Source organism: Pseudomonas sp. G2-4 (genome assembly GCF_030064125.1).
In the GTDB taxonomy this organism is placed as follows: domain Bacteria; phylum Pseudomonadota; class Gammaproteobacteria; order Pseudomonadales; family Pseudomonadaceae; genus Aquipseudomonas.
Window position 1 is genome coordinate 3789730 of sequence record NZ_CP125957.1, and the last position, 24239, is coordinate 3813968.

Here is a 24239-nt window from a genome sequence, read left to right on the forward strand (position 1 = left end):
GGGGCTTTGGTGAAGCCGGGATTTGTTTACGACAAAGATCAACTGTGGGCGAGCTTGCTCGCGATAACGGTCTGACTGCCACAGGGGCTATGTCGATGGAAGTTCGGCCTGCGGCAACAGCTGCACGCCTAAATACAACGCCAGCATCCCATCCAGCCGCAATGGATCCACGCCGCTCAGTTCGGCAATGCGCTCCATGCGGTAGCGCAAGCTGTTGCGGTGGATACCCAGGGCATCGGCACAGGCCTGGCTCTGGCCGTCGTATTCACACCAACTGCGCAGGGTCGCGAGCAGCTGGCCGTTGCCGTCCTTGGCGATGACCTTGCGCAACGGTGTCAGCAACTCCTCCAGGCCGTCCTCGCTGCGGTGGCGCCAGAGCAGCACCGGCAGGCGATAGCGACTGAGGTCCAGCAACCGCGATTGCGGCAACACATCGCGCCCGTAGGCCAACAGGTCCGCCACCCGTCGGTAGCCGCGACGCAGGCCCGTCAGCCCTTCGGCCTGACCGCCCATCGCCACCCGCAAAATGTTCCAGCCCAGTCCGTCGAGCTTGCCCACTAGCCGCTCGTTCCCCACCGTGGCCGTGGCGGGTCGGCACCAGAGCAAGGAAGATTTGGACGAGGTCAGGCACCAGCTGTCCGGGTAACGGGACATCAGCCAGGCACTCAGCGCTTCGACGGTCTGCCCGGGGCCGTGCTCCAGGCCCAGCTCGAACAGATAGGGCACCCGCGGCAACTGCGGCTTGAGGCCCATCTGCCGCGCTTCGTCCAACAAGCGCGGCGAATCCCCGGCGTCCCCCAGCAGCAACGCCAGCAAGTCATCGCAACGCTGGCGACGCCATTGCTGCTCGGCCTGCTGGTTGCGCTGGCCCACCAGCATTTCGGCGGTCATGCGCACCAGTTCGGCGTAGGTGCGCAACTGTTCTGGCTCACCGGTGATGCCCAGTACGCCAATCAACCGTTGATCGAGCATCAGCGGCAAGTTGATCCCCGGCTGCACGCCCTTGAGATGCAATGCCGTACGCTCATCGATTTCCACCACCCGACCGTTGGCCAAGACCAACTGCGCGCCCTCGTGACGTGTATTGATCCGTTCGCGCTCGCCGCTGCCGAGGATCAGGCCCTGGTTGTCCATGACGTTGACGTTATACGGCAGGATCGCCATCGCCCGGTCGACGATGTCCTGGGCCAGATCGTGATCAAGTTCGAACATGGGCAGTGTTCCTTGCAAGCGGCGTGGGTAATTGTCTTGAGTGTAAACGTCAACGCGATTGGTCAGGCGCGCCGGACCTGCGACCAAATCCTGTGCTCGGGCACAAAGACACGCGGCCTTGGGCTGGCCGCGACTCAACGGGCGGTCAACGTTACCCCTTGGCTCGCAAAAATCATAATAAAGAGAGCCCCCCATGCCCCAGAGCGCAGCCGACATCCTGGCTACCCGATTTAGGGTGTTTGATAAATCTGTTTGATCCGTACGCCTGTTCTGGGGTTTGATTGGGCCTTTCCCATGGATGAAAGGATCTTGTCATGAGCTACCGCACGCTAGGCCAATCCGGGTTGCAAGTCTCGACCTTGACCCTGGGCACCATGATGTTCGGCGAACAGACCAGCACCGAGGACTCGCTGCGGATCATCGACAAGGCCTGGGACCAGGGCATCAATTTCATCGACACCGCGGACGTCTACACCAACGGTCGTTCCGAAGAGATCGTCGGCGAAGCGATTGCCAGTCGCCGCCAGGAATGGGTGCTGGCCACCAAGGTCGGCTTCGGCCCACCGGACGGTGTGCCCAATCGCAGCGGCCTGAGCCGCAAGCACCTGTTCAATGGCATCGAGGCCAGCCTGACGCGCCTGGGCACCGATTACCTGGACATCTATTACCTGCACCGCGAAGACCACAACACGCCGCTGCACGTCACGGTGTCGGCCATTGGCGATTTGATTCGCCAAGGCAAGATCCGCTACTGGGGCCTGTCGAACTACCGTGGCTGGCGTATCGCCGAGGTGATTCGGATCGCCGACAGCCTGGGCATCGACCGGCCGGTGATCAGCCAGCCGCTGTACAACATCGTCAACCGCCAGGCCGAAACCGAGCAGATCACCGCTGCGCAAAATTATGGCCTCGGCGTAGTGCCCTTCAGCCCCCTCGCACGTGGGGTGCTCAGCGGCAAGTACGCGCCGGACGTGGCACCGGACGCCAACAGCCGCGCCGGCCGCCTGGACAAACGCATCCTGGAAACCGAATGGCGAGTCGAGTCCCTGCGTATTGCCCAGCAAATCCTGCAATACACCCAGGGCCGGGGCGTGGGCATCGTCGAATTCGCCATCGCCTGGGTCCTGAACAACCGCGCCGTGACCTCGGCCATCGTCGGGCCGCGCACCGAGGAGCAGTGGGATTCTTACACCAAGGCACAGGCCGTGAAGATCACGGCGGAGGATGAAGCCTTCATCGACTCCCTGGTGACACCGGGGCATGCCTCGACACCGGGGTTCAATGACGTGGGTCATTTCGTGCCGGGGCGAGTGCCGCGTACGTCATAATCATTCATTGAAATAAGGAACGTGGCGAGGGAGCTTGCTCCCGCTGGGCCGCGAAGCGGCCCCTTAAGTTGCGGCCGCTTCGCAGCCGAGCGGGAGCAAGCTCCCTCGCCACAAGTAAACTCCTCACTACCACGGCGCCCTGCCCACTAATAAGAGGCCTCAGTGTCCAAAGGTATCGTTCTATCGGTCTCAGCCTCCGCGCTGTTCGCCGTCATGTACTACTACACCTCGCTGCTCTCACCGTTGACCGGCCTGGAGATATTCGGCTGGCGCATGCTGCTGACGATGCCGTGCATGACCGTGTTCATGCTGGTGGTACGGGAGTGGCACCTGGTAACGGCGCTGATCCGGCGCCTGGTTGCCACGCCACGCCTGTTGATCGCTGCGATAGCGTCCTCGGCGCTGATGGGCGCCCAGTTGTGGCTGTTCATGTGGGCGCCGCTCAACGGCTACAGCCTGGACGTGTCGCTGGGGTATTTCCTGCTGCCGCTGTCGATGGTCCTGACCGGTCGCATTGCCTACGGCGAACGCCTTTCGTATCTGCAGAAAGTCGCCGTGTTCTTCGCCACCCTTGGCGTGTTCAACGAGTTGTACCAGGTAGGTGGTTTTTCCTGGGCCACCTTGCTGGTGGTGTTGGGCTATCCGCTGTACTTCATCCTGCGCAAACGCATCAAGACCGACAACCTGGGCGGGCTCTGGCTGGACATGACGCTGATGCTGCCACTGGCACTCTGGTTCGTGCAGAGCGGCGAACAGGGATTCGAGGTGTTCAATCAATACCCGTGGCTGTCGCTGCTGATCCCGGTGCTCGGCGTGATCAGTGTTTCTGCGCTGGTGTCCTACATCGTTGCCAGCCGGCTGCTGCCGTTCAGCCTGTTCGGGTTGTTGAGCTACGTCGAACCGGTGCTGTTGCTGGGCGTGGCGCTGCTGTTGGGCGAGAGCATCAAGGCCAGTGAATGGCTGACCTACATCCCCATCTGGATGGCCGTGGCGGTGCTGGTGTTCGAGGGATTCAAGCACCTGATGCGTCAGCGGCGCAGGGGCTGAGGTACACACTGCCCCTGTGGGAGCGAGCTTGCTCGCGATGGCGATGTACCGGTCGATGGCAATGGCGCCTGACACTCCGTTTTCGCGAGCAGGCTCGCTCCCACAGGAGTCTGCGTCGCTCAATAAAAAACCCGCCTGGCATCACTGCCAGGCGGGCTTTTTTTGCGCTCAGGTATTACTCGGTAGCCAGCACACCCCGACGTACCTGGTCGCGCTCGATGGACTCGAACAGCGCCTTGAAGTTACCTTCACCGAAGCCATCGTCGCCCTTACGCTGGATGAATTCGAAGAACACGGGGCCCATCAGGGTTTCGGAGAATATCTGCAGCAGCAAGCGCTTGTCGCCCTGGTCTGAAGCGCCGTCCAGCAGGATACCCCGGGATTGAAGTTCATCCACCGGTTCGCCGTGGTTCGGCAGGCGGCCTTCGAGCATTTCGTAGTAGGTCTCCGGTGGTGCGGTCATGAAGCGCATGCCGATGCTTTTCAGTTTGTCCCAGGTCTTGACCAGATCGTCGGTCAAGAAGGCCACGTGCTGGATGCCTTCGCCGTTGAACTGCATCAAGAACTCTTCGATCTGCCCCGCGCCCTTGGACGATTCTTCGTTCAGCGGGATGCGGATCATGCCATCCGGGGCGGTCATGGCCTTGGAGGTCAAGCCGGTGTATTCACCCTTGATGTCGAAGTAACGGATCTCGCGGAAGTTGAACAGCTTCTCGTAGAAGCCGGCCCAGTAGGCCATGCGCCCGCGGTACACGTTGTGGGTCAGGTGGTCGATGATTTTCAGGCCCGCGCCCACCGGATTGCGGTCAACACCCTCGATAAACACGAAGTCGATGTCATAGATCGAGCTGCCTTCGCCAAAACGGTCGATCAGGTACAACGGCGCACCACCGATGCCTTTGATCGCCGGCAGGTTCAGCTCCATCGGACCGGTTTCGATGTGGATCGGCTGGGCACCGAGCTCCAGGGCGCGTTTGTAGGCCTGTTGCGAATCCTTGACCCGAAAGGCCATGCCGCACACCGACGGGCCGTGTTCGGCGGCGAAGTACGAGGCCACGCTGTGGGGTTCGTTGTTGAGAATCAGGTTGATCGCGCCCTGGCGATACAGGTGCACGTCCTTGGAGCGGTGGCTGGCCACTTTGGTGAAGCCCATGATCTCGAAGATCGGCTCCAAGGTGTTGGGCGTTGGGGATGCGAATTCGATGAATTCAAAGCCCATCAGGCCCATGGGGTTTTCGTATAGATCTGCCATGTCGGCGCCTCATCATTGTTATCAATTAACCAAAAACGTTAGTTGCTAGCCATGCTGAGGACGCGCGGTGGCGCGCAGGAAATGCCGCGAACGCTGCGGGCGAGGAAATCGCCGTAGATCAGTTGAAACCCAAATATCTTCATTGTCGACCCAAGGCTCTTGCGGGCGAGGCTTCTGCTGTCAGAAGACGTTTATTCTTATATGCGTAAATCGATTCTACACAGCGTAACGAGATTTGTCCGTCTTCTGTATCAAATCGCCTTTCCCGCCGACCGCGCAAGGGGTTTGTTGCACAGGAAAATGCCCACCAGGATCAGCCCGCCGCCTACGCACATCAAGGCCGTTAACCGTTCGTCCAGCAACAGCGCCCCCAGCAGCACCGCCGTCAGCGGATTGAGCGCAATGAATACGCCGGAACGGGTCGCGCCAATCCGACGAATGCCGTCGTACCAAGCAATGTAGGCCAGGGCCGAACCCAACACGCCGAGGTAGAGCAGGCTCAGCCATTGCCGCGCGTCCAACCCGCGCAGTGCTTCGAGGCGCATCTCGCCACCTGCCACGCAGGCCAGCCACAACATCAGCGTCCCCAGCAGGATCGACCAGGTCACGGTCTGCAAGGGACCAAGGCTTTCATTCAAGCTTCTGGAAAACAGCGAATAGATGCCCCAGCCCAGCACACAGCCAAAAATCAGCAGGTCGCCAATCCAGCCCTGCGCGGTGTTCTGCAGCAGGGACGGATCACGACTGACGATCACCAGTCCCGCCCCACCGATGCACAACACGATGCCCGCCACTTTCAACCGGCCCAGCCGTTCCTTGAATAGCCACCAGGACGCCAACCCGATCACCGCCGGGTTCAAGGCCACGATCAACGAGGCCCGCGACGCGTTGATGTACTGCAAGCCGTAAAAGAAGCACAGGTTATAGAAGAAGATACCGAAGAACCCCAGCGCAGCCAGTTGCAGCCCTTGCTTGAGGCTGGGCCTGACCAGCGGGATCCGGGCCAGCGCGAGGAACAGCAGCAGGGCGATACTGGCCAGCAGGAATCGCAGGCTGGCGGCGAACAGGGGTGCCAGGGCATCGGAAAGAATCCGGCCGGCTACGAAAGTCCCGCCCCAGATCATAGTGACCATGGCGAGCTTCAGGTAGACCGGCAGGTCTGAAGGCGTTGGGATGGTTTGCTCGAGGGTTTTCATCGTTCACCGTATTGAAGTCAATCGAATACCCGTGGCGAGGGAGCTTGCTCCCGCTGGGCTGCGAAGCAGTCCTCTCGTCCGGGCAGGTTGCGCCTGGCCATTTGTAAGGGGCCCGCTGCGCGGTCCAGCGAGAGCAAGCTCCCTCGCCACGGTTCCGCAGATTGCACAGATACCGTATTGTCATCCTCATATTTCATCATCGTAAAATGAGCAATCACTCATGACCCTCACCCAACTGGAAATCTTCTCCCTGGTCGCCGAGCTGCGTGGCTTCACCGCTGCGGCAACACGATTGGGCATCGGCCAGTCAGCGGTGTCCCATGCCATCAAATCCCTGGAGCAGGAATTGGGGGTGGAACTGCTAAGGCGGCATCAGTCCCCAGTGGAACTCAGCGACATTGGCCAACAATTGCTACTGCGGGCCCGGGCCATGCTCGGTCTGGCCAACACCTTGCGCCAGGAAGCCGCCGACGCCCGGGGCATGCGCCGGGGCACCTTGCGCATTGGCTCGTTCGGCCCGACGTCGTCGATGAAATTGCTGCCCGCTATCCTGCAACGCTACCGCGCACTGCACCCGGGGATCGAAGTGCACATCGATGAAGGACCGGACCGACAAGTCATCCAGTGGCTGGATGAACGACGGATCGACGTCGGCTTTGTGGTGCTGCCCGAGGACCGTTTCGATACGTTCGCGCTGATGGAAGATCAGATGGTCGCCCTGCTGCCCACTGCCCATCCCCTCGCTGCCCAGGCCAGCCTGAGTCTCAAGGACCTGTGCAACGATCCCTTCGTGCTTACCGAGGCTGGATCGTCGGAGCTGGTTTCGCGGCTGTTCAATGCCGCCCGACTCACACCGAATGTACGCTTTCGTTGCTCGCAACTGCTCAGCACCCTGGATGTCGTCCGGCGCGGTGAGGCGGTGAGCGTGGTGTCCGAAGGCTCGCTACCAGGCGGCGACAATGCGGGTTTCGTCACGCGGCCGTTGTCGCCGCGGATTCCGCGCCAGATTGGCCTCGCCGTCTTGGACAGCCGCCAGGCATCCCCCGCCACCCTGGCGTTCATCGAACTGGCTCGGCAAGCGTGAGCCCGAGCCAGGTACGACACGAATCGCAAGTCCATCTAGAATGGCCAGTACTCGATATTGCCCCCTTGATCCCTTTCCTCTCGCCCCACAGGTTGTGCAGATGCCATTGACCGCCACACGTTCGCGCACGCGGCCCCGTCGCTACCTGATCACCCTGCTCTGCGCCCTTCTCCCAATGCTGTCGGGGCTGGGCATTCTGTACCTGCAAGCGACGCGGACACTGGAGCAACAGACCCGGCAGACTGCCGAAGAGCTGGTCAGGCAGGTCGAGTTGATGCTCGACAACACCGCATTGTCGGCCCGTGAGTTGTTGCCCCTGGCCGGCCAGCCCTGCGAAGCAGTGAAGCTGGCATTACGCGAACAAGTGACGCGCCGGCCCTTTGTCCGTTCGACCAACCTGGTGCGAGACAACACCCTGTATTGCAGTTCGTTGTTCGGCGCCTTCGAGGAAAAGGTCAATCCCGGCGATTATCACCAGGGCGCGTTGTGGCTCATGAACGGCAACCCGGTCACGCCCGATACCGCGCTGCTGATCTACCGGCTCAACGAGGGCGAGCAAGGGGCGTTGGCGACGCTCGATGGGTATCACCTGGCCAATGTCCTGCGCCTGATCGGTGGCCAGACTCGACTGCTGTTACAAGTCGGGCCGAACTGGTTGGCGGCGGACGGCAAGGTTCGACAAGCGCCACTGCCGACCCTGGCGGTCGCACGGAGCGACCTCATCTCATCGCGCTACCCCTTCAATGTTGAAGCCGGCTTTGATGAGGGTGAAGTCTGGCGCTACATGACCCGGGAATATCCGCCGCTGTTCAGCCTGCTGATCTTCTTCGGTGTGATTGCCGGGACACTCGGTCACTGCTTGCAAAAGCGCGCCTCGTCTCCCAGCCACGAACTGCAACGGGCGCTGGAGGCTGGAGAGTTCGTTCCGTACCTGCAACCGGTCGTGCACGGCGACAGCAAGCGCTGGGCCGGCGTCGAAGTGTTGATGCGCTGGAACCATCCCACGGAAGGCCTGGTACGCCCGGACCTGTTCATTCCATTCGCCGAACACAGCGGCTTGATCGTGCCGATGACCCGGACGCTGATGCTGCAAACCCGGCACCTGCTGGCGCCACTTACCTCGCTGCTTGAAGCACCGTTTCATGTCGGCATCAACATCACCGCTCGCCACTGCCAGGATCTGGCGCTGGTGGACGACTGCCGCGCGTTCCTGGATGCCTTCCCACCCGGCACGATTACGCTGGTGTTGGAGTTGACCGAACGCGAGTTGATCGAACCGACGCCCATCACTCACCGATTGTTCGAACAGTTGCGTGAGCTGGGCGTCAAGATCGCCATCGACGATTTCGGTACAGGTCATTCCAGCCTGGGCTACTTGCGTCAGTTCAACGTGGACTTCCTGAAGATCGACCAGAGTTTTGTCGCGATGATCGGTGCCGACGCCCTGTCGCGTCACATACTCGACAGCATCATCGAACTGTCGGGCAAGCTGGACCTGGGCATTGTTGCCGAGGGCGTCGAAACGCTGGAACAAAGCGATTACCTGGCCGCCCACGGGGTGAACTTTTTACAAGGTTACCTATTTAGCCACCCGATTAGCGGGCAGGACTTCATTGAGACCTTGACCGCCATTAATGGCAATTACCCGCCGCCAGCCTATTGACGACGACGCTCAAACGGACAGAAACCGTTTGCTGTTGTTACATAAAGAAAAAGTTACGATTTACACATATGGGATTAACTACTACAATTTTTTGTACCTGCACTAGATAGCAGGAGAGTCATTATCACCGCGTCGCTTCAAGGCACTTGGCTTATAGCTTTGTTTGCGGTTGGTATCAGCCAAACATTCTGATTGGAGTAACGATTTTGTCCAGACTCGCTGAATTTCGTGCAGCCGAAAGGGCCCTTCAAGAACAGCTCAAGCAGCTGGAATCGCTGAAGAACGATGCCGGGCTCAAGAAAGAAATCGAATTCGAAGAAAAGCTCCAGGGACTGATGAAAACCTACGGCAAGAGCCTGCGCGACATCATCGCGATCCTTGACCCAAAGCCGTCCAAGGCTGGCTTGCCAGCGGCCAAGCCCGTTAAAACCCGCCGTGCACGCGTGGTCAAGGTTTACCATAACCCGCACACCGGTGAGTTGATCGAAACCAAAGGCGGCAACCATCGCGGCCTGAAGGCCTGGAAAGAACAATACGGTGCGGGCACCGTTGATTCCTGGTTGCGTGGTTGACATCCCCAGATGAAAAAAGCCCTGAGACACTCAGGGCTTTTTTATGCGCTCAACTTTTGGATCGCGCCTGCGGCGTATTGTGCTGATAGGCTTATAGTTTCAGGCTATTTCGTACCGACTGTATTTCATCCTGGCTTTCAACAAACACCTGCGCCTGTCCCGCATAGGACAGCACATAAGCCTTGCCCTCATTTAGTGCCGCGACGAGTGTCTGAGACAACACATGTCGTCCGTTCTGCGTGATCGTGCAAGTGGTTTCCAAGGCCGTGACTTCGCCCAACATGGAAGAATGGATCTTATTACACACACTTTGATAACCACCCTGGAAAAAATCCTTTTGGATTGACTTACGCATTTCCAGTAATACGCCTTGCAAGTTGACTTGATGATCGGCCTCGATGGGCGTCGTGGTCAATTCCATGACCATCACCGCATTGCCCCCGGCATCGCTCTTGGTCGCCCGTTGTCGATTCGTTCCCGGCGCCGTCGTCGAGGCAGGAGCCTCGGCGGGTAGCGACTCGATCACCCAGCCCTGTGGCCATGCGACCTGCGGTTCAACCGCCTGGACACCGCCACTCGCAATGGTGGCAAACAGCAGGACAAACAGCGAAAGGCACGGTCGAATCATTGCGTTGCACTCAAGGACGAATCGTAAAGTCTGAAGCCCACCGCCGAACCAGGCAATAGCCACGCACGGTTTGGCGATGCTGCATCCCTTGCGTATCATGGGCGCACCTGCAAGGAAGCCGTTTAACGCAAGCCCAGGAACCGTCGCAACAGAGTTGCTACGCCGTTTGCCCCACTTATTTTCCGGAGGGCCCATGAGCCTGCACGAACTCAATACTTTCCCGGGCGTCACTGCCCAACCCGACGCTGTCACGGCCGGATTCGTCTTCAACCACACCATGCTGCGGGTCAAGGACATTACCAAGTCCCTGGATTTCTACACCCGGGTGCTGGGTTTTTCCCTGGTGGAAAAACGCGACTTCCCGGAAGCTGAATTCAGTCTGTATTTCCTGGCCCTGGTAGACAAGAACCAGATTCCTGCGGATGCGTCGGCCCGTACCGAATGGATGAAGTCGATCCCTGGCATCCTCGAACTGACCCACAACCATGGCACCGAAAGCGATCCGGCGTTCGCCTACCACAACGGCAACACCGACCCGCGTGGGTTTGGCCACATCTGCATCTCGGTACCGGACGTCGTTGCTGCCTGCGAGCGCTTCGAAGCACTGGGCTGCGACTTCCAGAAACGCCTGACCGACGGCCGCATGAAGAGCCTGGCGTTCATCAAGGACCCGGATGGCTACTGGGTTGAAATCATCCAGCCGGCACCGCTGTAAACCTCCCCCACCACCCCATGTGGGAGCTTGCTCCCACAGAATAATGGGCGATAAAAAACCCCATGAGCCATGACTCATGGGGTTTTGTTTTTCCGCTATCGGCTGCTTAGGCCGGCGCAGAGGAGCGGATCAGGTGGTCGAAGGCGCTCAGCGAAGCCTTGGCCCCCTCGCCCACGGCGATCACGATCTGCTTGTACGGCACGGTGGTCACGTCCCCGGCGGCGAACACACCAGGGATCGAGGTTTCGCCCCGGGTATCGACGACGATCTCGCCACGCGGCGACAACTCGACGGTGCCTTTGAGCCAATCGGTGTTGGGCAGCAGGCCGATCTGCACGAAGATCCCTTCGAGCTCGACGTCCCGCACTTCAGCGCTTGGACGGTCCTTGTAGCGCAAGCCGTTGACCTTCTGGCCATCGCCCGTCACTTCGGTGGTCTGGGCGTTGGTAATCACCGTGACGTTCGGCAGGCTGTGCAGCTTACGCTGGAGCACAGCGTCGGCACGCAATTGCACATCGAACTCCAGCAAGGTGACATGGGCCACGATGCCGGCCAGGTCGATGGCCGCTTCAACGCCGGAGTTGCCGCCGCCGATCACCGCCACGCGCTTGCCTTTGAACAGCGGACCGTCACAGTGCGGGCAGTACGCCACACCCTTGTTGCGGTATTGCTGCTCGCCCGGCACGTTCATTTCGCGCCAACGGGCACCGGTTGCCAGGATCACAGTCCTGGCCTTGAGGCTTGCACCGCTGGCAAACTTGACTTCATGCAGCGCGCCATCCTTGCCTGGCACCAATGCATCGGCGCGTTGCAGGTTCATGATGTCCACGTCGTACTGCTTGACGTGTTCTTCCAGGGCCACGGCCAGCTTCGGGCCTTCGGTTTCCTGGACCGAAATGAAGTTCTCGATAGCCATGGTGTCGAGCACCTGACCGCCGAAACGCTCCGCCGCCACACCGGTGCGGATGCCTTTACGGGCTGCATAGATAGCCGCCGAAGCACCCGCCGGGCCGCCGCCCACCACCAGCACATCGAATGCATCCTTGGCGCTGATCTTTTCAGCCTGGCGCTCGATACCGCTGGTGTCGATCTTGGCAAGAATCTCCTCCAGGCCCATGCGGCCCTGGCCGAAGTTCACGCCGTTCAAGTAGATGCTCGGCACGGCCATGATCTGGCGCTCATCGACCTCGGCCTGGAACAGCGCGCCGTCGATAGCCACGTGACGAATGTTCGGGTTCAGCACGGCCATCAGGTTCAGCGCCTGGACCACGTCCGGGCAGTTCTGGCACGACAGCGAGAAATAGGTCTCGAAGTTGAACTCGCCTTTAAGGGCGCGGATCTGTTCGATAACGTCGACACTGGCTTTCGATGGGTGGCCGCCGACTTGCAGCAAGGCCAGCACCAGCGAAGTGAATTCGTGGCCCATGGGGATACCGGCAAAGCGCAGGCTGATATCAGCGCCCGGGCGATTCAACGAAAACGAAGGCTTGCGCGCATCGGTACCGTTGTCGAGCAAAGTAATCTGGTCAGAAAGGCTGGCAACGTCTTTCAGTAACGCAAGCATTTCCTGGGATTTCGCACCGTCGTCGAGGGAAGCGACGATCTCAATCGGCTGGGTGACCCGTTCCAGGTATGACTTCAACTGAGCTTTAAGATTGGCGTCCAACATACGGGCGATTTCCATTTTTTGATTTTCAGAAAAAACAACGCCCGAGCGAATCTCGCCCGGGCGTTTTTTGTGGGCGGTGCGGCTTACTAGGTGCGGATGACCGCCCTCAAAGGACTCACGGTCTTAGATCTTGCCGACCAGGTCCAGGGACGGAGCCAGGGTGGCCTCGCCTTCTTTCCACTTGGCTGGGCAGACTTCGCCCGGGTGAGCGGCAACGTATTGAGCGGCCTTGATCTTGCGCAGCAGCTCGGAAGCGTCACGGCCTACACCGCCGTCGTTGAGTTCAACGATCTTGATCTGGCCTTCCGGGTTGATCACGAAAGTGCCGCGGTCAGCCAGGCCAACTTCTTCGATCAGCACGTCGAAGTTGCGGGAGATAACGTGGGTGGGGTCGCCGATCATGGTGTACTGGATCTTGCCGATGGCTGGCGAAGTGTTGTGCCAGGCCGCATGGGCAAAGTGGGTGTCGGTCGATACGCTGTAGATCTCGACGCCCAGTTTCTTGAATTCGGCGTAGTTGTCAGCCAGGTCTTCCAGCTCGGTTGGGCAAACGAAGGTGAAGTCGGCTGGGTAGAAGAACACGACAGACCACTTGCCTTTCAGATCGGCGTCCGATACCGGAACGAATTCGCCGTTTTTGAAAGCGGTAGCGTTGAACGGTTTAACTTGGCTGTTGATGATAGGCATCGATGTTTCTCCATCAGGGTTGAAAAGTTGATGGAGGGAATCTTAACCACTCGTCCCCGGGCTGGCTCATTGGCAAACCTCATGCGAATGATTGGTTTTGGCTATGAGCAGCTAAATAGATAGAAGAAAACCTAATAGGGCGAACAACCTCGCTCGCCCTATGTTCGCCTGGCGATCAGGAGGCTACGGGCGTGCGCATGGTGACAAACTCCTCGGCGGCGGTCGGATGCACGCCGATGGTTTCGTCGAAATCGCGCTTGGTGGCGCCAGCCTTGAGCGCAATGGCCAGGCCCTGGACGATTTCCCCGGCATCCGGCCCAACCATGTGGCAACCCAGTACCTTGTCAGTCCGGGCATCCACCACCAGTTTCATCAGTGTGCGCTCCTGGCATTCGGTCAAGCTCAGCTTCATCGGCCGGAAGCGGCTTTCGAAAATCTCAACCTCATGGCCCTCCTCCTTGGCCTGCTCTTCCGTCAGACCCACCGTGCCGATGTTCGGCAGGCTGAACACGGCGGTGGGAATCATCCGGTAATCCACCAGGCGATATTGCTCGGGCTTGAACAGACGTCGCGCAACCGCCATGCCCTCGGCCAGGGCAACGGGGGTAAGCTGCACACGACCGATCACATCGCCAATGGCCAGGATCGACGGTTCAGTGGTCTCGTATTTTTCGTTGACCTTGACGAACCCTTTCTCGTCCACTGTGACAGCGGTGTTCTCCAGGCCAAGATTGTCGAGCATCGGCCGTCGGCCGGTGGCGTAGAACACGCAATCGGTGATCAACGTCTTGCCATCCTTGAGCTCTACCCTGAGGCTGCCATCGTCGAGTTTTTCGATGGATTTGATGTCCGCGTTGAATTGCAGATCCAGGCCACGCCGAGTCAGTTCTTCCGCCAGGTGCTTGCGCACTGCACCGTCAAAGCCGCGCAGGAACAGGTCACCTCGATACAGCAGCGACGTCTGCGCGCCCATGCCGTGGAAAATCCCGGCGAACTCCACCGCAATGTAGCCGCCGCCCACCACGATGACGCGCTTGGGCAGTTCCTTGAGGAAAAACGCCTCGTTGGAGCTGATGGCATGCTCGCGCCCCGGAATGTCCGGAATCACCGGCCAGCCGCCGGTGGCGATCATGATGTGCTTGGCGGTATAGCGCTGGTCGTTGATCTCGACCTCATGGGGCCCGGTGATTTTCGCGTGACCTTCGTGCAGCACAACGCCGCTGTTGACCAGCAGGTTGCGATAAATCCCGTTGAGGCGATTGATTTCCCGGTCCTTGTTGGCGATCAGCGTGGCCCAGTCGAAACTCGCCTCGCCCGCCGTCCAGCCGTAGGCCGAGGCTTGCTCGAAATCCTCGGCATAATGCGCGCCGTAGACCAGCAGCTTTTTCGGCACACAGCCCACGTTCACGCAGGTACCGCCCAGGTAGCGGCTCTCCGCCACGCCCACTTTGGCCCCGAAACCGGCGGCAAACCGCGCAGCCCGCACACCACCGGAACCGGCGCCAATCACATACAAGTCAAAATCGTAGGCCATTTCTATCTCCTTCGGCAGGCCATCAGCATACCTGCTGTTTTCAACTGAGGCAGCGTTGCGATGGTTATGTGGGCGGAAAATGAAAAAGCCAGCCGGACTTCGCGACTGGCCCCCGCTTTGGCCTGGGACAGGGTAGCCCTTGTGGCGAGGGAGCTTGCTCCCGCTCGGCTGCGCAGCAGCCGCAAATAGTCGGCCACCTTTGCATGACAATGGGTGCCAAGGGGCGCTTCGCGCCCAGCGGGAGCAAGCTCCCTCGCCACGGGTTACTCACAGCCTGGAGTTTTCCAGACAAAAAAAAGCCCCGAACCAGTCGGGGCGTTTTTTTCAAGGCACAGCAGGCTATCAGTAAGCCTTACCGGTCTTATAGAAGTTCTCGAAGCAGAAGTTGGTCGCGTCGATGTAGCCTTCAGCGCCACCGCAGTCGAAACGCTTGCCTTTGAACTTGTAGGCCATGACGCAGCCGTTCTGGGCCTGTTTCATCAGGGCGTCGGTGATCTGGATTTCGCCGCCCTTGCCTGGCTCGGTCTGTTCGATCAGGTCGAAGATGTCCGGGGTCAGGATGTAGCGACCAATGATGGCCAGGTTCGACGGTGCATCTTCAGGCTTTGGTTTTTCAACCATGCTGTGAACGCGGTAAATGTCGTCGCGGATCATTTCGCCGGCAATGACACCGTACTTGTTGGTTTCCTGCGGATCAACTTCCTGGATCGCCACGATGGAGCAGCGGAACTGCTTGTACAGCTTGACCATCTGGGTCAGCACGCCGTCGCCTTCGAGGTTGACGCACAAGTCGTCCGCCAGGACCACGGCGAACGGTTCGTCACCGATCAGCGGGCGACCGGTCAGGATCGCGTGGCCCAGGCCTTTCATTTCGGTCTGGCGGGTGTAGGAGAACGAGCATTCATCCAACAGTTTGCGGATGCCGACCAGGTATTTTTCCTTGTCGGTGCCCTTGATCTGGTTTTCCAGCTCGTAGCTGATGTCGAAATGGTCTTCCAGGGCGCGTTTGCCGCGACCGGTAACGATGGAGATTTCCGTCAGGCCCGCATCGAGGGCTTCTTCGACGCCGTACTGGATCAGTGGCTTGTTCACCACCGGCAGCATTTCTTTGGGCATGGCTTTAGTCGCTGGCAGGAAGCGAGTACCGTAACCGGCTGCTGGGAACAAGCATTTCTTGATCATATAAGTCCTTGAAAAGGCGGTATCTACGAGTTTCGGCGCAGTCTAATCAGGCGACGGGCACCTTACAATGCCCGCACTGGCCAACCGATGCCATCATAGAGAAATAAAAAACGGCGGATAGTTCAATCGCCTTTCATCTCGATGGCTCCGGCGGTCCACTCTACGCCCATGAGCGCTGTTTGCGAGCATTTGACGTATCATGGCGCCCTTGATTCCGCCAACGAGGCAGTTAGATGTCGGTCACACAAAACGCAAACGGTTATTCGGTCAGCCAGGACAAGGACGGCCAATGGTGGATTGTCAACTACCACGGTGAGCAGGTCGCCGGCCCCCTGCCCAGCAAAACGATGGCGGTAGAAGTGGCGGCGGTGTTCCAGGACGACCGCTCTGCCCCGGCAACCAGGGAACGTGAAACGGCCCCGGCACGCAGCCCTCGTCGCAAGAAGTAAACAGACAAGCCTCAAGTAAATGACGCCCGGCATTGAACGGGGCTTTGTTTATCTGTACTGGAATGGCCATTCGCTATAATCTCGCGCCTGCCCCTCCCTTCTCGATGACGATTCCATGAAAAAACTTCTGGCGCTGTTTACAGTCCTGGCCTTGGCGGGCTGTGCCTCGGCCGAAAAAACCTACCTGAACAATGGCGAACAGGGACTGACCATCGATTGTTCCGGCGAAGCCAATTCCTGGGCCACTTGTTATGAAAAGGCGGATGCATCCTGTGCCGGCACCGGCTACCGCATCGTTGGCACCGATGGCACGCCGCAAGCCAAGGAAAGCGACAAGACCCTGGGGGTCAGCGTCGGCAACTTCACCAGCCGCAGCGTCCTGGTGGTGTGCAAGTAAAAGACGGGGGTCCTGTTTCATGTGTGAAACGGGACACTAGATGTGAATCTCGGCGAACTTGATCCCCAGCCCGCGTATGGTTTCGACCAGATCATCGAGACGGCTGAAGGACTCGACCTCGTCCTGGTCATCCACCAGGAAAAAACTGCGTCCGGCGGCTTTCTTGAAGAAGACGATCCATTCACCTGGGCTTGCCGGGTTCTGAATCACGTGGGTGGCACAGATAAGCCCTTCTGCATGGCGCTCACGCACCTGCTCGCGTTTCATCGACTGACTCCATAAATGACAATGCCGCCAACGTTGACCGTGGCGGCATTTTTTGTCGAGGGCATCAGTTTATCCGATGCCCGGCCCGCTCGTCAGGCCGGGACGCGCTTAGCCCGAAATGCAGGCGTTGGCAGCGTCCTGCACGTCACCTGGGCGCACGGGTACGTTGGACAGGCTTTCGTGCAGCTTGATGCTGCTGCCACTGGAGCGCTCGTCAATGTCGAACACCGCCGCCGGCAGGGTCGACAGTTTGCCCGGCACAATCAAGCGCATGCCGTTCTTGTGGGGTTCCATTTGCAGCGGGCCACGGCTGCTGGCGAGCTTGTCGGCGACGCACTTGGCATATTCATGGGGTTTCTTTCCAGAGATGACGCTCATGGTGGGTGGCGTCTGGTTGATGTCCGATACCGATGCACATCCACTCATCGCCAATGCCAATACCCACACGCTGTGCTTCATATGATTCCTCCAGTAAAGATCCTCGGACAGTGCAAACGCTGTTTTTCTCCAGAGCCCACTGCCTTTTTTTGCGCTTCCTGCGATAAATGAACAAAGCCTGGGACGCGGGCCGGATATTAACCCTTGGTGCTGATAAACTGCACATCATTCTCCTTGCTATCGTTTGATTTTGTAGAAAAAGCCCTTCTGGAGGCGCCCATGAAATTCATCCACCAGCGCGAGCACCTGAACGAAGACGATATCGTCGTCATCGAATGCTCCCAAATGTGCAACATCCGTTTGATGAACGACGCCAACTTCCGTAGCTTCAAGAACGGCGGCCGGCACACTTATCATGGCGGCGCGTTCGACACCTTCCCGGCCAAGATCACCGCACCAAGCACCGGGTTCTGGAACATCACCATCGACACCGTCAACCGCCGGGCCATCAGCGTCACGCGCAAGCCGACCCTGACCCATAAGATCAAGATCATCCGGCGCTCCAGCTCAAGACTGAGCTGAGCATCGCCCACACTCCAAGATAGGCAAAACCGTGGACCAGACGACCAAATACGTCATCAAGTACAAGCTCAACGGCGAACGCCGATTCGAATTCGCCCAACTGAAAGCCGGTACCGAGGAAGAAGCCAGGACAGCCTTGCAGGCACTGCATGGCGAAACTAATGATGTGATCAGCGAGGTCAGTGTCAGCAAAGCGTTGTAAAGACTCACCCTGATTAATTTTTTAGCACCAGGGTGGGCACGATGCTTTTGTGGCGAGGGAGCTTGCTCCCGCTCGAGTGCGCAGCAGTCGTAAAACCTGCCGGCGCGGTCTGCCTGCAAGAACGCGCCAGACATTTGGGGCGGCTTCGCCGCCCAGCGGGAGCAAGCTCCCTCGCCACAGGGGATTTGTCGTGCCTGCTGACGCGAGCGACTCAGGACACTGATGCATCGCAAGATCCGGAGTGCTGACCAACGAAACACTCCTCAGACTGACCAATCCTTTGCACCAAGGATTGCCATCATGCCCACTCCCCCGCATCCGCCCTCACTGACCCCACGAATAAATCACCTGGACTGGTCGGCCCTGGAACACGGCCTCGAGCAGGACGGCAGTGCAGTCATCCGCAACCTGCTCACGGCCGCGCAATGCCAGATGCTCAGCAGCTTGTACGCCGAGCCCGGGCTTTTTCGTTCGCGGGTGGTCATGGCCCGTCATGGATTCGGACGCGGTGAATATCAGTATTTTCGTTACCCGCTGCCCGAGCTCGTCCAGCAACTGCGCCAGTCGTTGTATCCGTTGCTGGTACCGCTGGCCAACCGTTGGAACGAATGCATGGGCCTTGACGTGCGCTATCCCCATCAGCATGCCGATTTCATCCAGCGCTGCCATGCCGCCGGACAACCGCGACCGACACCGTTGTTGCTGCAATACGGCCCACAGGACTACAACTGCCTGCATCAGGATCTGTACGGCGAGCAGGTGTTCCCGCTGCAGGTTGCGATCCTGTTATCGGAACCGGGGCGGGACTTCAGCGGTGGTGAGTTCGTGCTGACCGAGCAGCGCCCGCGCATGCAGTCGCGGCCGCAGGTCATCGATCTGAAACAAGGCGATGCGGTGGTGTTCGCCGTGCATCAGCGGCCCGTCCCAGGCATTCGCGGTTATTATCGGGTGAACATGCGTCACGGCGTCAGCCGCGTGCACAGCGGCAAGCGACACACCTTGGGAATCATTTTTCATGATGCGCAATAACGACAACCCAATCACGCTGGACCTGTTCGCCGACGAGACGCCGACGACGCCCGGCCAGATCGAACGGATCGGCGAACAGTCGTTCGTGCTGCGCGGGTTTGCCCTGCCCTGGCAGGAGCGTTTGCTGCCAGCCCTGGAAACAGTCCTGCAGGCCGCGCCGTTCCGGCAGATGGTCACGCCCGGCGGCTTTACCATGTCGGTGGCGTTGAGCAGTTGCGGCGCGCTGGGCTGGACCACCGACCGCAGCGGCTACCGCTACACCACCGCTGACCCACAGACGGGTCAACCTTGGCCCGACATGCCGGCGGTGTTTCGCGAACTGGCCCAGGCCGCCGCGCGGCAGGCGCAGTTCGAACACTTCGAGCCGGATTCCTGCCTGATCAATCGCTACGTACCCGGCGCGCGGATGTCGTTGCATCAGGACAAGAACGAACGCCAACTCACCGCCCCTATCGTCTCGATGTCCCTGGGCTTGCCGGCTGTGTTTCAGTTCGGCGGGTTCGAGCGTAGCGACAAAAGCCTGCGCATCCCGTTGTTCCATGGCGATATTGTGGTCTGGGGCGGCGTGGACCGCTTGCGTTACCACGGCGTACTGCCGCTCAAGGAAGGCCAGCATCCGCGCCTGGGCGCCCAGCGGATCAACCTGACGTTTCGTACCGCCGGATGAAGGTGCAGAATTCAACCGCAAGACCCGGAGTGTCGCCACTTCCCAGGCTCGCTACTGTAGGCAAAACGGGCCAATGGACATCAAGACCATGAACAGCACTTCGAATCATCTCGCCCCTGAACTGGATCCGCGCTGGGCCGCCGTGCTCGCCCGGGATCCGCGCGCCGATGGGCAATTTGTCTACGGCGTGAAAACCACCGGCATCTATTGCCACCCCAGCAGCCTGTCGCGCCTGCCCAACCCGCGTAACGTGGAGTTTTTCGACACGCCGGAACAGGCCCAGGCCGCCGGCTACCGTCCCAGCAAACGCGTGGCCAGGGACCAGACCCAGATTGCCGCGCAGCAAGCGGCCCGGGTCGCGGCCGCCTGCCGGCAGATCGAGGCGGCCGAAGAACTGCCTGGGCTCAATGCATTGGCAGAAAACGCAGGCTTGAGTCCCTTCCACTTTCACCGAGTCTTCAAGGCAGTCACCGGCCTGACCCCCAAGGGTTATGCCAGTGCCCACCGCTCACGCAAGGTACGCGAACGCCTGGCCGATGGAGGCTCCATCACCGAGGCGCTGTACGACGCCGGGTTCAACTCCAACAGCCGTTTTTATGAGGCCGCCGACAAAGTGCTGGGCATGAAACCCGCCGACTACCGCGCCGCCGGGCAGAACACCGACATCCGCTTCGCCGTTGGCCAATGCTCCCTCGGCGCGATCCTGGTGGCGCAAAGCGAGCGTGGCGTGTGCGCGATCCTGTTGGGGGACGACCCGGACGCCCTGGTGCGCGACCTGCAGGACAAGTTCCGCCGAGCCAACCTCATCGGTGCCGACCGGGAATTCGAGCAGTTGATCGCCCAAGTGGTGGGTTTTATCGAAGCGCCTGCCTTGGGCCTGGACTTGCCACTGGACCTGCGCGGCACGGCGTTCCAGGAACGGGTCTGGCAAGCCTTGCGGGACATTCCGGTGGGCAGCACCGCCAGCTACGCCGAGATCGCCCAGCGCATCGGCCAGCCCAAAGCCGTGCGCGCCGTGGCTCAGGCCTGCGGCGCTAACAGCCTGGCGGTGGCGATCCCTTGCCACCGGGTGGTGCGCAGCGACGGCAACCTGTCGGGCTATCGCTGGGGCGTGGAGCGCAAGCGTCAGTTGCTGGCGCTGGAACGCTCGTCCGGGGACTGAACGCCAATGTAGATCGCCACCGAATCGGGGCCGCTGTAGACCTCGAAATCGGTGGTGAAACGCCGCAGGGTTTGCGGGTTATCAGCGAAATACGCCCAGATCAGGCCCCAGGTCTGGATTACGCAGTCAGGCATCGGCCCCTTGGCCGAAAACACCAGGTAGTCCCCACCCTCGATGTCCACGGCGGGGTAGCCTGCGCTCGTGGCATCCACCTGCACGCCGGCGGTCACGTCGAAGTAGCCGGTGGCGTCGGACTCGTAGTTGGAATAAACCCCGTAGACGAACGACTCTGACTGCCGGGCCGGGATCGTGTCGAACAGCCCTTCGTTGAAGAACTGCTGCCACATCGGGCCGATCTTCGCGGTGTCGGGCTGCTGCTCGTCGGTATTGCGAGTGTGCACCTGCAAACCGGCCACGGTGAAGGGTTCGACCGTCTTGAGTTTTACGTCCATGCGTCAGGCTCCTTGATGAGTGAAGCCCGCATGGTAACCCTCCCACCGTCGGGATCAAGCAGCAGCGTTCAATTGAAAAACTCGACTGGCCTTGGCCCGGCCACACCTGCTAAAAACGCTGTTTCCTTCTGCCGTCGGAGACCCCGCACATGAGCCAGTGGCCAGACACTCGCCTTCTTGACCTGCTCGGTATCGAGCTGCCCATCATCCAGGGGCCACTGGCCGGGGTGACCGGGCCGGCCATGGTCGTCGCGACCTGTAATGCCGGCGGACTGGGTTCGATGCCGGCGGCGATGCTGGACGTCGAGCAACTGCGCCAGGCCCTGACGACCATCGGCGAACAGACCGACAAGCCGTTCAATGTGAATTTTTTCTGTCACCAGCCACCGGTGTTCGATGAGCAGCGGGCCGAAACCTGGAAACAACGGCTCAAGCCTTATTACCAGGAACTGGGCGCAGACTTCGACGCGCCAACACCGGTGTCCAACCGCACGCCATTCGATGACGCAGCCTGCCGCGTGCTCGAAGAGTTTCGCCCCAAAGTGGTCAGCTTCCACTTTGGCTTGCCAGAGAAATCCCTGCTGGACCGGGTAAAGGCCACCGGGGCGAAAATCCTCTCTTCGGCCACCACCGTCGAGGAAGCCATCTGGCTGGAACAGCACGGCTGCGACGCGATCATCGCCATGGGCTTTGAAGCCGGTGGCCATCGCGGGATGTTCCTCAGCGACGACCTCAACACCCAAGTGGGCCTGTTTGCCTTGCTGCCGCAGGTGGTGGATGCGGTGAAAGTGCCGGTGATCGCCACCGGCGGCATCGGCGATGCGCGGGGGATCGTCGCGGCGTTCGCCCTGGGCGCCTCGGCGGTGCAACTGGGCAGCGCCTATCTGTTCACCCCCGAAGCCAAGATCAGCGCGTCCCATCACCGGGCATTGCGCACGGCCAAGGAAAGCCAGACTGCCGTCACCAACCTGTTCACCGGCCGCCCGGCCCGGGGCATCGTCAACCGGGTGATGCGCGAAGTGGGCCCGATGAGCCCGATGGCGCCAGCCTTTCCCCTGGCGGGCGGTGCATTGATGCCGCTGCGCGCCAAGGATGAAGCGGACTTCAGCAACCTTTGGGCCGGCCAGGCGTTTCCCCTCGGGCGCGAGTTGTCGACAGCCGAGCTGACCCGGCAGTTGGCTGAAGAGGCATTGGCGCGATTCAACAATCGTGGGCGGTCCTGACAGTCACCATCGCCTGTTAGGCCGCCATCGCGAGCAAGCTCGCTCCCACAGGGGATAGGGGACAACCGGCAAGTCCGGACACCACCGGACTTGTGCGAGCGAGCTTGCTCGCGCTGAGGCCATTCCTTGCCCCTTCGCTCCCCAGGCAAAATGCCGCGTTCCGTTTGCCAGTCATTCGCTATATATTCCGGTATATAGCGAACCTGACTTTACGGAACCTGACCTATGCGCCCCGCCCGCCTCGCGCCGTTGCTGCTGACCACGCTTTTTACCGTTGGCGCCGTCCAGGCCGAAGAGGTGCAAGTGGCGGTCGCCTCCAACTTCACCGCACCGATCCAGGCCATTGCCGCCGACTTCGAAAAAGACACCGGCCACAAACTGGTGGCGGCCTACGGCGCGACCGGGCAGTTCTACACCCAGATCAAGAATGGCGCGCCATTTGAAGTCTTCCTCGCCGCCGACGACACCACCCCGGCCAGGCTCGAAAGCGAAGGCGACACCGTCAAAGGCTCGCGCTTCACCTACGCCATCGGCACGCTGGCGCTGTGGTCGGCCAAGGATGATTATGTCGACGGCAAGGGCCAGGTGCTCAAGAACAATGCATTCCAACACCTGTCCATCGCCAACCCAAAAACCGCGCCCTACGGCCTCGCCGCGACCCAAGTGCTGGACAAGCTTGGGCTGACCGCCCAGGTCAACAGCAAGATCGTCGAAGGCCAGAACATCACCCAGGCCTATCAGTTCGTTTCCACCGGCAACGCCGAACTCGGCTTCGTCGCCTTGTCGCAAATCTACAAGGACGGCAAGGTCACCAACGGTTCGGCGTGGATCGTCCCGGCCGAACTGCACGACCCGATCAAACAGGACGCGGTGATCCTCAGCAAGGGCCGGGATAATCCGGCCGCCGTGGCGCTGGTGGATTACCTCAAGGGCCCGAAAGCCGCCGCCATCCTCCAAGCCTACGGTTATCAACGCTAAATGCCACTGACCAGCGCCGACTTCGCCGCCCTCTGGCTGACCCTGAAACTGGCGTCATTGACCACGGTCATCTTGCTGCTCATCGGCACGCCCATCGCGTTGTGGCTGTCGCGGACCCAATCCTGGTTGCGCGGGCCGGTGGGCGCGGTGGTGGCGCTGCCGTTGGTGCTGCCGCCCACGGTGATCGGTTTCTACCTGTTACTGGCCATGGGGCCGAACGGCTGGATCGGCCAGCTCACCCAAGCCCTCGGGCTGGGCACCCTCACCTTCAGTTTTACCGGGCTGGTGATCGGCTCGGTGATCTATTCCATGCCGTTCGTGGTGCAGCCGTTGCAGAACGCCTTCGCCGCCATCGGCAGCCGCCCTTTGGAAGTCGCCGCCACCCTGCGGGCCGGGCCTTGGGACACTTTCTTCAGCGTCATCCTGCCCCTGGCCCGGCCCGGTTTCATCACCGCCGCGATTCTCGGTTTTGCCCACACCGTCGGCGAATTCGGCGTGGTGTTGATGATCGGCGGCAACATCCCGGAGAAAACCCGGGTGGTGTCGGTACAAATCTATGACCACGTCGAAGCCCTTGAGTACGCCCAGGCCCACTGGCTGGCGGCGGCGATGCTGGTGTTCTCATTTCTTGTGCTGCTGGCGCTGTATTCCAGCCGCAGAACCCGGGCTGGTTGGAGCTGATCG

The 24239-nt window shown here is 60.3% G+C and carries 27 protein-coding genes; 16 read left to right on the top strand and 11 right to left on the bottom strand.

Annotated features, from left to right (window positions below):
* Positions 1–87: 87 nt before the first annotated feature.
* Positions 88–1212, bottom strand: coding sequence for a sugar diacid recognition domain-containing protein (locus tag QNH97_RS16425; RefSeq protein ID WP_283552948.1), 1125 nt, complete (start codon positions 1210–1212; stop codon positions 88–90).
* Positions 1213–1526: 314 nt separating this feature from the next.
* Between QNH97_RS16425 and QNH97_RS16430 the strand changes: the two genes are divergently transcribed.
* Together QNH97_RS16430 and rarD are read left to right on the top strand one after the other, a co-directional pair.
* A complete protein-coding gene (locus QNH97_RS16430) occupies positions 1527–2540 on the top strand; it encodes an aldo/keto reductase (protein ID WP_283552949.1) in 1014 nt (337 codons plus the stop codon).
* 162 nt (positions 2541–2702) lie between these two features.
* Positions 2703–3587: an EamA family transporter RarD gene (gene rarD / locus QNH97_RS16435; protein ID WP_283552950.1), complete on the top strand. Its 885-nt coding sequence runs from the start codon at positions 2703–2705 to the stop codon at positions 3585–3587.
* Between the two features lie 175 nt (positions 3588–3762).
* Here rarD and hppD read toward each other — a convergent pair whose 3' ends face one another.
* Both hppD and QNH97_RS16445 read right to left on the bottom strand, forming a co-directional pair.
* Positions 3763–4839 (bottom strand): 4-hydroxyphenylpyruvate dioxygenase, encoded by a 1077-nt coding sequence (hppD, locus tag QNH97_RS16440; protein ID WP_283552951.1) that lies wholly within the window; start codon positions 4837–4839, stop codon positions 3763–3765.
* A gap of 251 nt (positions 4840–5090) precedes the next feature.
* A complete protein-coding gene (locus QNH97_RS16445; RefSeq protein ID WP_283552952.1) occupies positions 5091–6035 on the bottom strand; it encodes a DMT family transporter in 945 nt (314 codons plus the stop codon).
* Between the two features lie 220 nt (positions 6036–6255).
* Here QNH97_RS16445 and QNH97_RS16450 point away from each other — a divergent pair, with 220 nt between their 5' ends.
* From QNH97_RS16450 to QNH97_RS16460, 3 genes are all read left to right on the top strand, one after another.
* Positions 6256–7119, top strand: a complete 864-nt coding sequence (locus tag QNH97_RS16450; protein ID WP_283552953.1) for a LysR family transcriptional regulator — start codon at positions 6256–6258, stop codon at positions 7117–7119.
* A 100-nt stretch (positions 7120–7219) separates the two neighbouring features.
* Positions 7220–8782: an EAL domain-containing protein gene (locus QNH97_RS16455; RefSeq protein ID WP_283552954.1), complete on the top strand. Its 1563-nt coding sequence runs from the start codon at positions 7220–7222 to the stop codon at positions 8780–8782.
* Between the two features lie 206 nt (positions 8783–8988).
* On the top strand, positions 8989–9354 hold the full coding sequence (locus tag QNH97_RS16460) for a histone-like nucleoid-structuring protein, MvaT/MvaU family (protein WP_283552955.1): 366 nt from the start codon (positions 8989–8991) through the stop codon (positions 9352–9354).
* 91 nt (positions 9355–9445) lie between these two features.
* On the opposite strand, the gene QNH97_RS16465 is transcribed toward QNH97_RS16460, so the two are convergent.
* A complete protein-coding gene (locus tag QNH97_RS16465; protein WP_283557498.1) occupies positions 9446–9982 on the bottom strand; it encodes a DUF4946 domain-containing protein in 537 nt (178 codons plus the stop codon).
* Between the two features lie 193 nt (positions 9983–10175).
* On the opposite strand from QNH97_RS16465, the gene gloA reads away from it, so the two are divergent.
* Positions 10176–10697: a lactoylglutathione lyase gene (gene gloA, locus QNH97_RS16470; protein WP_283552956.1), complete on the top strand. Its 522-nt coding sequence runs from the start codon at positions 10176–10178 to the stop codon at positions 10695–10697.
* Positions 10698–10803: 106 nt separating this feature from the next.
* On the opposite strand, the gene ahpF is transcribed toward gloA, so the two are convergent.
* The 4 genes from ahpF to galU form a co-directional block, all read right to left on the bottom strand.
* Entirely contained in the window at positions 10804–12366 is a 1563-nt protein-coding gene (gene ahpF / locus QNH97_RS16475) for an alkyl hydroperoxide reductase subunit F (protein WP_283552957.1), read from the bottom strand.
* 123 nt (positions 12367–12489) lie between these two features.
* Positions 12490–13053 (bottom strand): alkyl hydroperoxide reductase subunit C, encoded by a 564-nt coding sequence (ahpC, locus tag QNH97_RS16480; protein ID WP_025213143.1) that lies wholly within the window; start codon positions 13051–13053, stop codon positions 12490–12492.
* Between the two features lie 175 nt (positions 13054–13228).
* Complete coding sequence (gene gorA / locus QNH97_RS16485) at positions 13229–14587, bottom strand: glutathione-disulfide reductase (protein WP_283552958.1); 1359 nt, start codon at positions 14585–14587, stop codon at positions 13229–13231.
* 342 nt (positions 14588–14929) lie between these two features.
* On the bottom strand, positions 14930–15769 hold the full coding sequence (gene galU, locus QNH97_RS16490) for a UTP--glucose-1-phosphate uridylyltransferase GalU (RefSeq protein ID WP_003182953.1): 840 nt from the start codon (positions 15767–15769) through the stop codon (positions 14930–14932).
* Positions 15770–16002: 233 nt separating this feature from the next.
* Between galU and QNH97_RS16495 the strand changes: the two genes are divergently transcribed.
* Both QNH97_RS16495 and QNH97_RS16500 read left to right on the top strand, forming a co-directional pair.
* A complete protein-coding gene (locus QNH97_RS16495) occupies positions 16003–16218 on the top strand; it encodes a hypothetical protein (protein ID WP_283552959.1) in 216 nt (71 codons plus the stop codon).
* A 115-nt stretch (positions 16219–16333) separates the two neighbouring features.
* Positions 16334–16615, top strand: a complete 282-nt coding sequence (locus tag QNH97_RS16500) for a hypothetical protein (RefSeq protein WP_283552960.1) — start codon at positions 16334–16336, stop codon at positions 16613–16615.
* A 36-nt stretch (positions 16616–16651) separates the two neighbouring features.
* Here the strand turns inward: QNH97_RS16500 and QNH97_RS16505 are convergent, their stop codons facing one another.
* Both QNH97_RS16505 and QNH97_RS16510 read right to left on the bottom strand, forming a co-directional pair.
* Positions 16652–16882 carry a hypothetical protein gene (locus tag QNH97_RS16505; RefSeq protein ID WP_283552961.1) on the bottom strand — a complete coding sequence of 77 codons (231 nt, stop codon included), beginning with the start codon at positions 16880–16882 and terminating at the stop codon, positions 16652–16654.
* Between the two features lie 108 nt (positions 16883–16990).
* Complete coding sequence (locus QNH97_RS16510) at positions 16991–17341, bottom strand: hypothetical protein (protein ID WP_283552962.1); 351 nt, start codon at positions 17339–17341, stop codon at positions 16991–16993.
* 198 nt (positions 17342–17539) lie between these two features.
* Between QNH97_RS16510 and QNH97_RS16515 the strand changes: the two genes are divergently transcribed.
* From QNH97_RS16515 to ada, 5 genes are all read left to right on the top strand, one after another.
* Entirely contained in the window at positions 17540–17842 is a 303-nt protein-coding gene (locus tag QNH97_RS16515) for a DUF1883 domain-containing protein (protein ID WP_283552963.1), read from the top strand.
* 31 nt (positions 17843–17873) lie between these two features.
* Entirely contained in the window at positions 17874–18044 is a 171-nt protein-coding gene (locus QNH97_RS16520; protein WP_283552964.1) for a hypothetical protein, read from the top strand.
* 300 nt (positions 18045–18344) lie between these two features.
* On the top strand, positions 18345–19073 hold the full coding sequence (locus QNH97_RS16525; protein WP_283552965.1) for a 2OG-Fe(II) oxygenase: 729 nt from the start codon (positions 18345–18347) through the stop codon (positions 19071–19073).
* Positions 19060–19740: a DNA oxidative demethylase AlkB gene (gene alkB, locus QNH97_RS16530; protein WP_283552966.1), complete on the top strand. Its 681-nt coding sequence runs from the start codon at positions 19060–19062 to the stop codon at positions 19738–19740. Before QNH97_RS16525 ends, alkB begins: the two co-directional genes overlap by 14 nt.
* Positions 19741–19828: 88 nt before the next feature.
* Positions 19829–20902, top strand: a complete 1074-nt coding sequence (gene ada / locus QNH97_RS16535) for a bifunctional DNA-binding transcriptional regulator/O6-methylguanine-DNA methyltransferase Ada (protein ID WP_283552967.1) — start codon at positions 19829–19831, stop codon at positions 20900–20902.
* Here the strand turns inward: ada and QNH97_RS16540 are convergent.
* Positions 20866–21354 carry a GyrI-like domain-containing protein gene (locus QNH97_RS16540; RefSeq protein ID WP_283552968.1) on the bottom strand — a complete coding sequence of 163 codons (489 nt, stop codon included), beginning with the start codon at positions 21352–21354 and terminating at the stop codon, positions 20866–20868. The genes ada and QNH97_RS16540 overlap by 37 nt on opposite strands.
* A gap of 149 nt (positions 21355–21503) precedes the next feature.
* Here QNH97_RS16540 and QNH97_RS16545 point away from each other — a divergent pair, with 149 nt between their 5' ends.
* The 3 genes from QNH97_RS16545 to modB all read left to right on the top strand — a co-directional run bounded on the left by QNH97_RS16545 (position 21504) and on the right by modB (position 24236).
* Positions 21504–22577, top strand: a complete 1074-nt coding sequence (locus QNH97_RS16545; protein ID WP_283552969.1) for an NAD(P)H-dependent flavin oxidoreductase — start codon at positions 21504–21506, stop codon at positions 22575–22577.
* 225 nt (positions 22578–22802) lie between these two features.
* The gene (gene modA / locus QNH97_RS16550; RefSeq protein WP_283552970.1) at positions 22803–23555 is read left to right on the top strand and encodes a molybdate ABC transporter substrate-binding protein; all 753 of its coding nucleotides are present in this window, start codon (positions 22803–22805) and stop codon (positions 23553–23555) included.
* Entirely contained in the window at positions 23556–24236 is a 681-nt protein-coding gene (gene modB / locus QNH97_RS16555; RefSeq protein WP_283552971.1) for a molybdate ABC transporter permease subunit, read from the top strand. It abuts the gene before it with no gap.
* Positions 24237–24239 lie beyond the last annotated feature (3 nt).

What these genes read in the sequence shown, in the direction of transcription:
- QNH97_RS16425 (WP_283552948.1), bottom strand. Translation starts at nt 1,212, where the DNA reads ATGTTCGAACTTGATCACGATCTGGCCCAGGACATCGTCGACCGGGCG.
- QNH97_RS16430 (WP_283552949.1), top strand. Translation starts at nt 1,527, where the DNA reads ATGAGCTACCGCACGCTAGGCCAATCCGGGTTGCAAGTCTCGACCTTG.
- hppD (WP_283552951.1), bottom strand. Translation starts at nt 4,839, where the DNA reads ATGGCAGATCTATACGAAAACCCCATGGGCCTGATGGGCTTTGAATTC.
- QNH97_RS16445 (WP_283552952.1), bottom strand. Translation starts at nt 6,035, where the DNA reads ATGAAAACCCTCGAGCAAACCATCCCAACGCCTTCAGACCTGCCGGTC.
- QNH97_RS16450 (WP_283552953.1), top strand. Translation starts at nt 6,256, where the DNA reads ATGACCCTCACCCAACTGGAAATCTTCTCCCTGGTCGCCGAGCTGCGT.
- QNH97_RS16455 (WP_283552954.1), top strand. Translation starts at nt 7,220, where the DNA reads ATGCCATTGACCGCCACACGTTCGCGCACGCGGCCCCGTCGCTACCTG.
- QNH97_RS16465 (WP_283557498.1), bottom strand. Translation starts at nt 9,982, where the DNA reads ATGATTCGACCGTGCCTTTCGCTGTTTGTCCTGCTGTTTGCCACCATT.
- gloA (WP_283552956.1), top strand. Translation starts at nt 10,176, where the DNA reads ATGAGCCTGCACGAACTCAATACTTTCCCGGGCGTCACTGCCCAACCC.
- ahpF (WP_283552957.1), bottom strand. Translation starts at nt 12,366, where the DNA reads ATGTTGGACGCCAATCTTAAAGCTCAGTTGAAGTCATACCTGGAACGG.
- ahpC (WP_025213143.1), bottom strand. Translation starts at nt 13,053, where the DNA reads ATGCCTATCATCAACAGCCAAGTTAAACCGTTCAACGCTACCGCTTTC.
- gorA (WP_283552958.1), bottom strand. Translation starts at nt 14,587, where the DNA reads ATGGCCTACGATTTTGACTTGTATGTGATTGGCGCCGGTTCCGGTGGT.
- galU (WP_003182953.1), bottom strand. Translation starts at nt 15,769, where the DNA reads ATGATCAAGAAATGCTTGTTCCCAGCAGCCGGTTACGGTACTCGCTTC.
- QNH97_RS16495 (WP_283552959.1), top strand. Translation starts at nt 16,003, where the DNA reads ATGTCGGTCACACAAAACGCAAACGGTTATTCGGTCAGCCAGGACAAG.
- QNH97_RS16500 (WP_283552960.1), top strand. Translation starts at nt 16,334, where the DNA reads ATGAAAAAACTTCTGGCGCTGTTTACAGTCCTGGCCTTGGCGGGCTGT.
- QNH97_RS16505 (WP_283552961.1), bottom strand. Translation starts at nt 16,882, where the DNA reads ATGAAACGCGAGCAGGTGCGTGAGCGCCATGCAGAAGGGCTTATCTGT.
- QNH97_RS16510 (WP_283552962.1), bottom strand. Translation starts at nt 17,341, where the DNA reads ATGAAGCACAGCGTGTGGGTATTGGCATTGGCGATGAGTGGATGTGCA.
- QNH97_RS16515 (WP_283552963.1), top strand. Translation starts at nt 17,540, where the DNA reads ATGAAATTCATCCACCAGCGCGAGCACCTGAACGAAGACGATATCGTC.
- QNH97_RS16525 (WP_283552965.1), top strand. Translation starts at nt 18,345, where the DNA reads ATGCCCACTCCCCCGCATCCGCCCTCACTGACCCCACGAATAAATCAC.
- alkB (WP_283552966.1), top strand. Translation starts at nt 19,060, where the DNA reads ATGATGCGCAATAACGACAACCCAATCACGCTGGACCTGTTCGCCGAC.
- ada (WP_283552967.1), top strand. Translation starts at nt 19,829, where the DNA reads ATGAACAGCACTTCGAATCATCTCGCCCCTGAACTGGATCCGCGCTGG.
- QNH97_RS16540 (WP_283552968.1), bottom strand. Translation starts at nt 21,354, where the DNA reads ATGGACGTAAAACTCAAGACGGTCGAACCCTTCACCGTGGCCGGTTTG.
- QNH97_RS16545 (WP_283552969.1), top strand. Translation starts at nt 21,504, where the DNA reads ATGAGCCAGTGGCCAGACACTCGCCTTCTTGACCTGCTCGGTATCGAG.
- modA (WP_283552970.1), top strand. Translation starts at nt 22,803, where the DNA reads ATGCGCCCCGCCCGCCTCGCGCCGTTGCTGCTGACCACGCTTTTTACC.
- modB (WP_283552971.1), top strand. Translation starts at nt 23,556, where the DNA reads ATGCCACTGACCAGCGCCGACTTCGCCGCCCTCTGGCTGACCCTGAAA.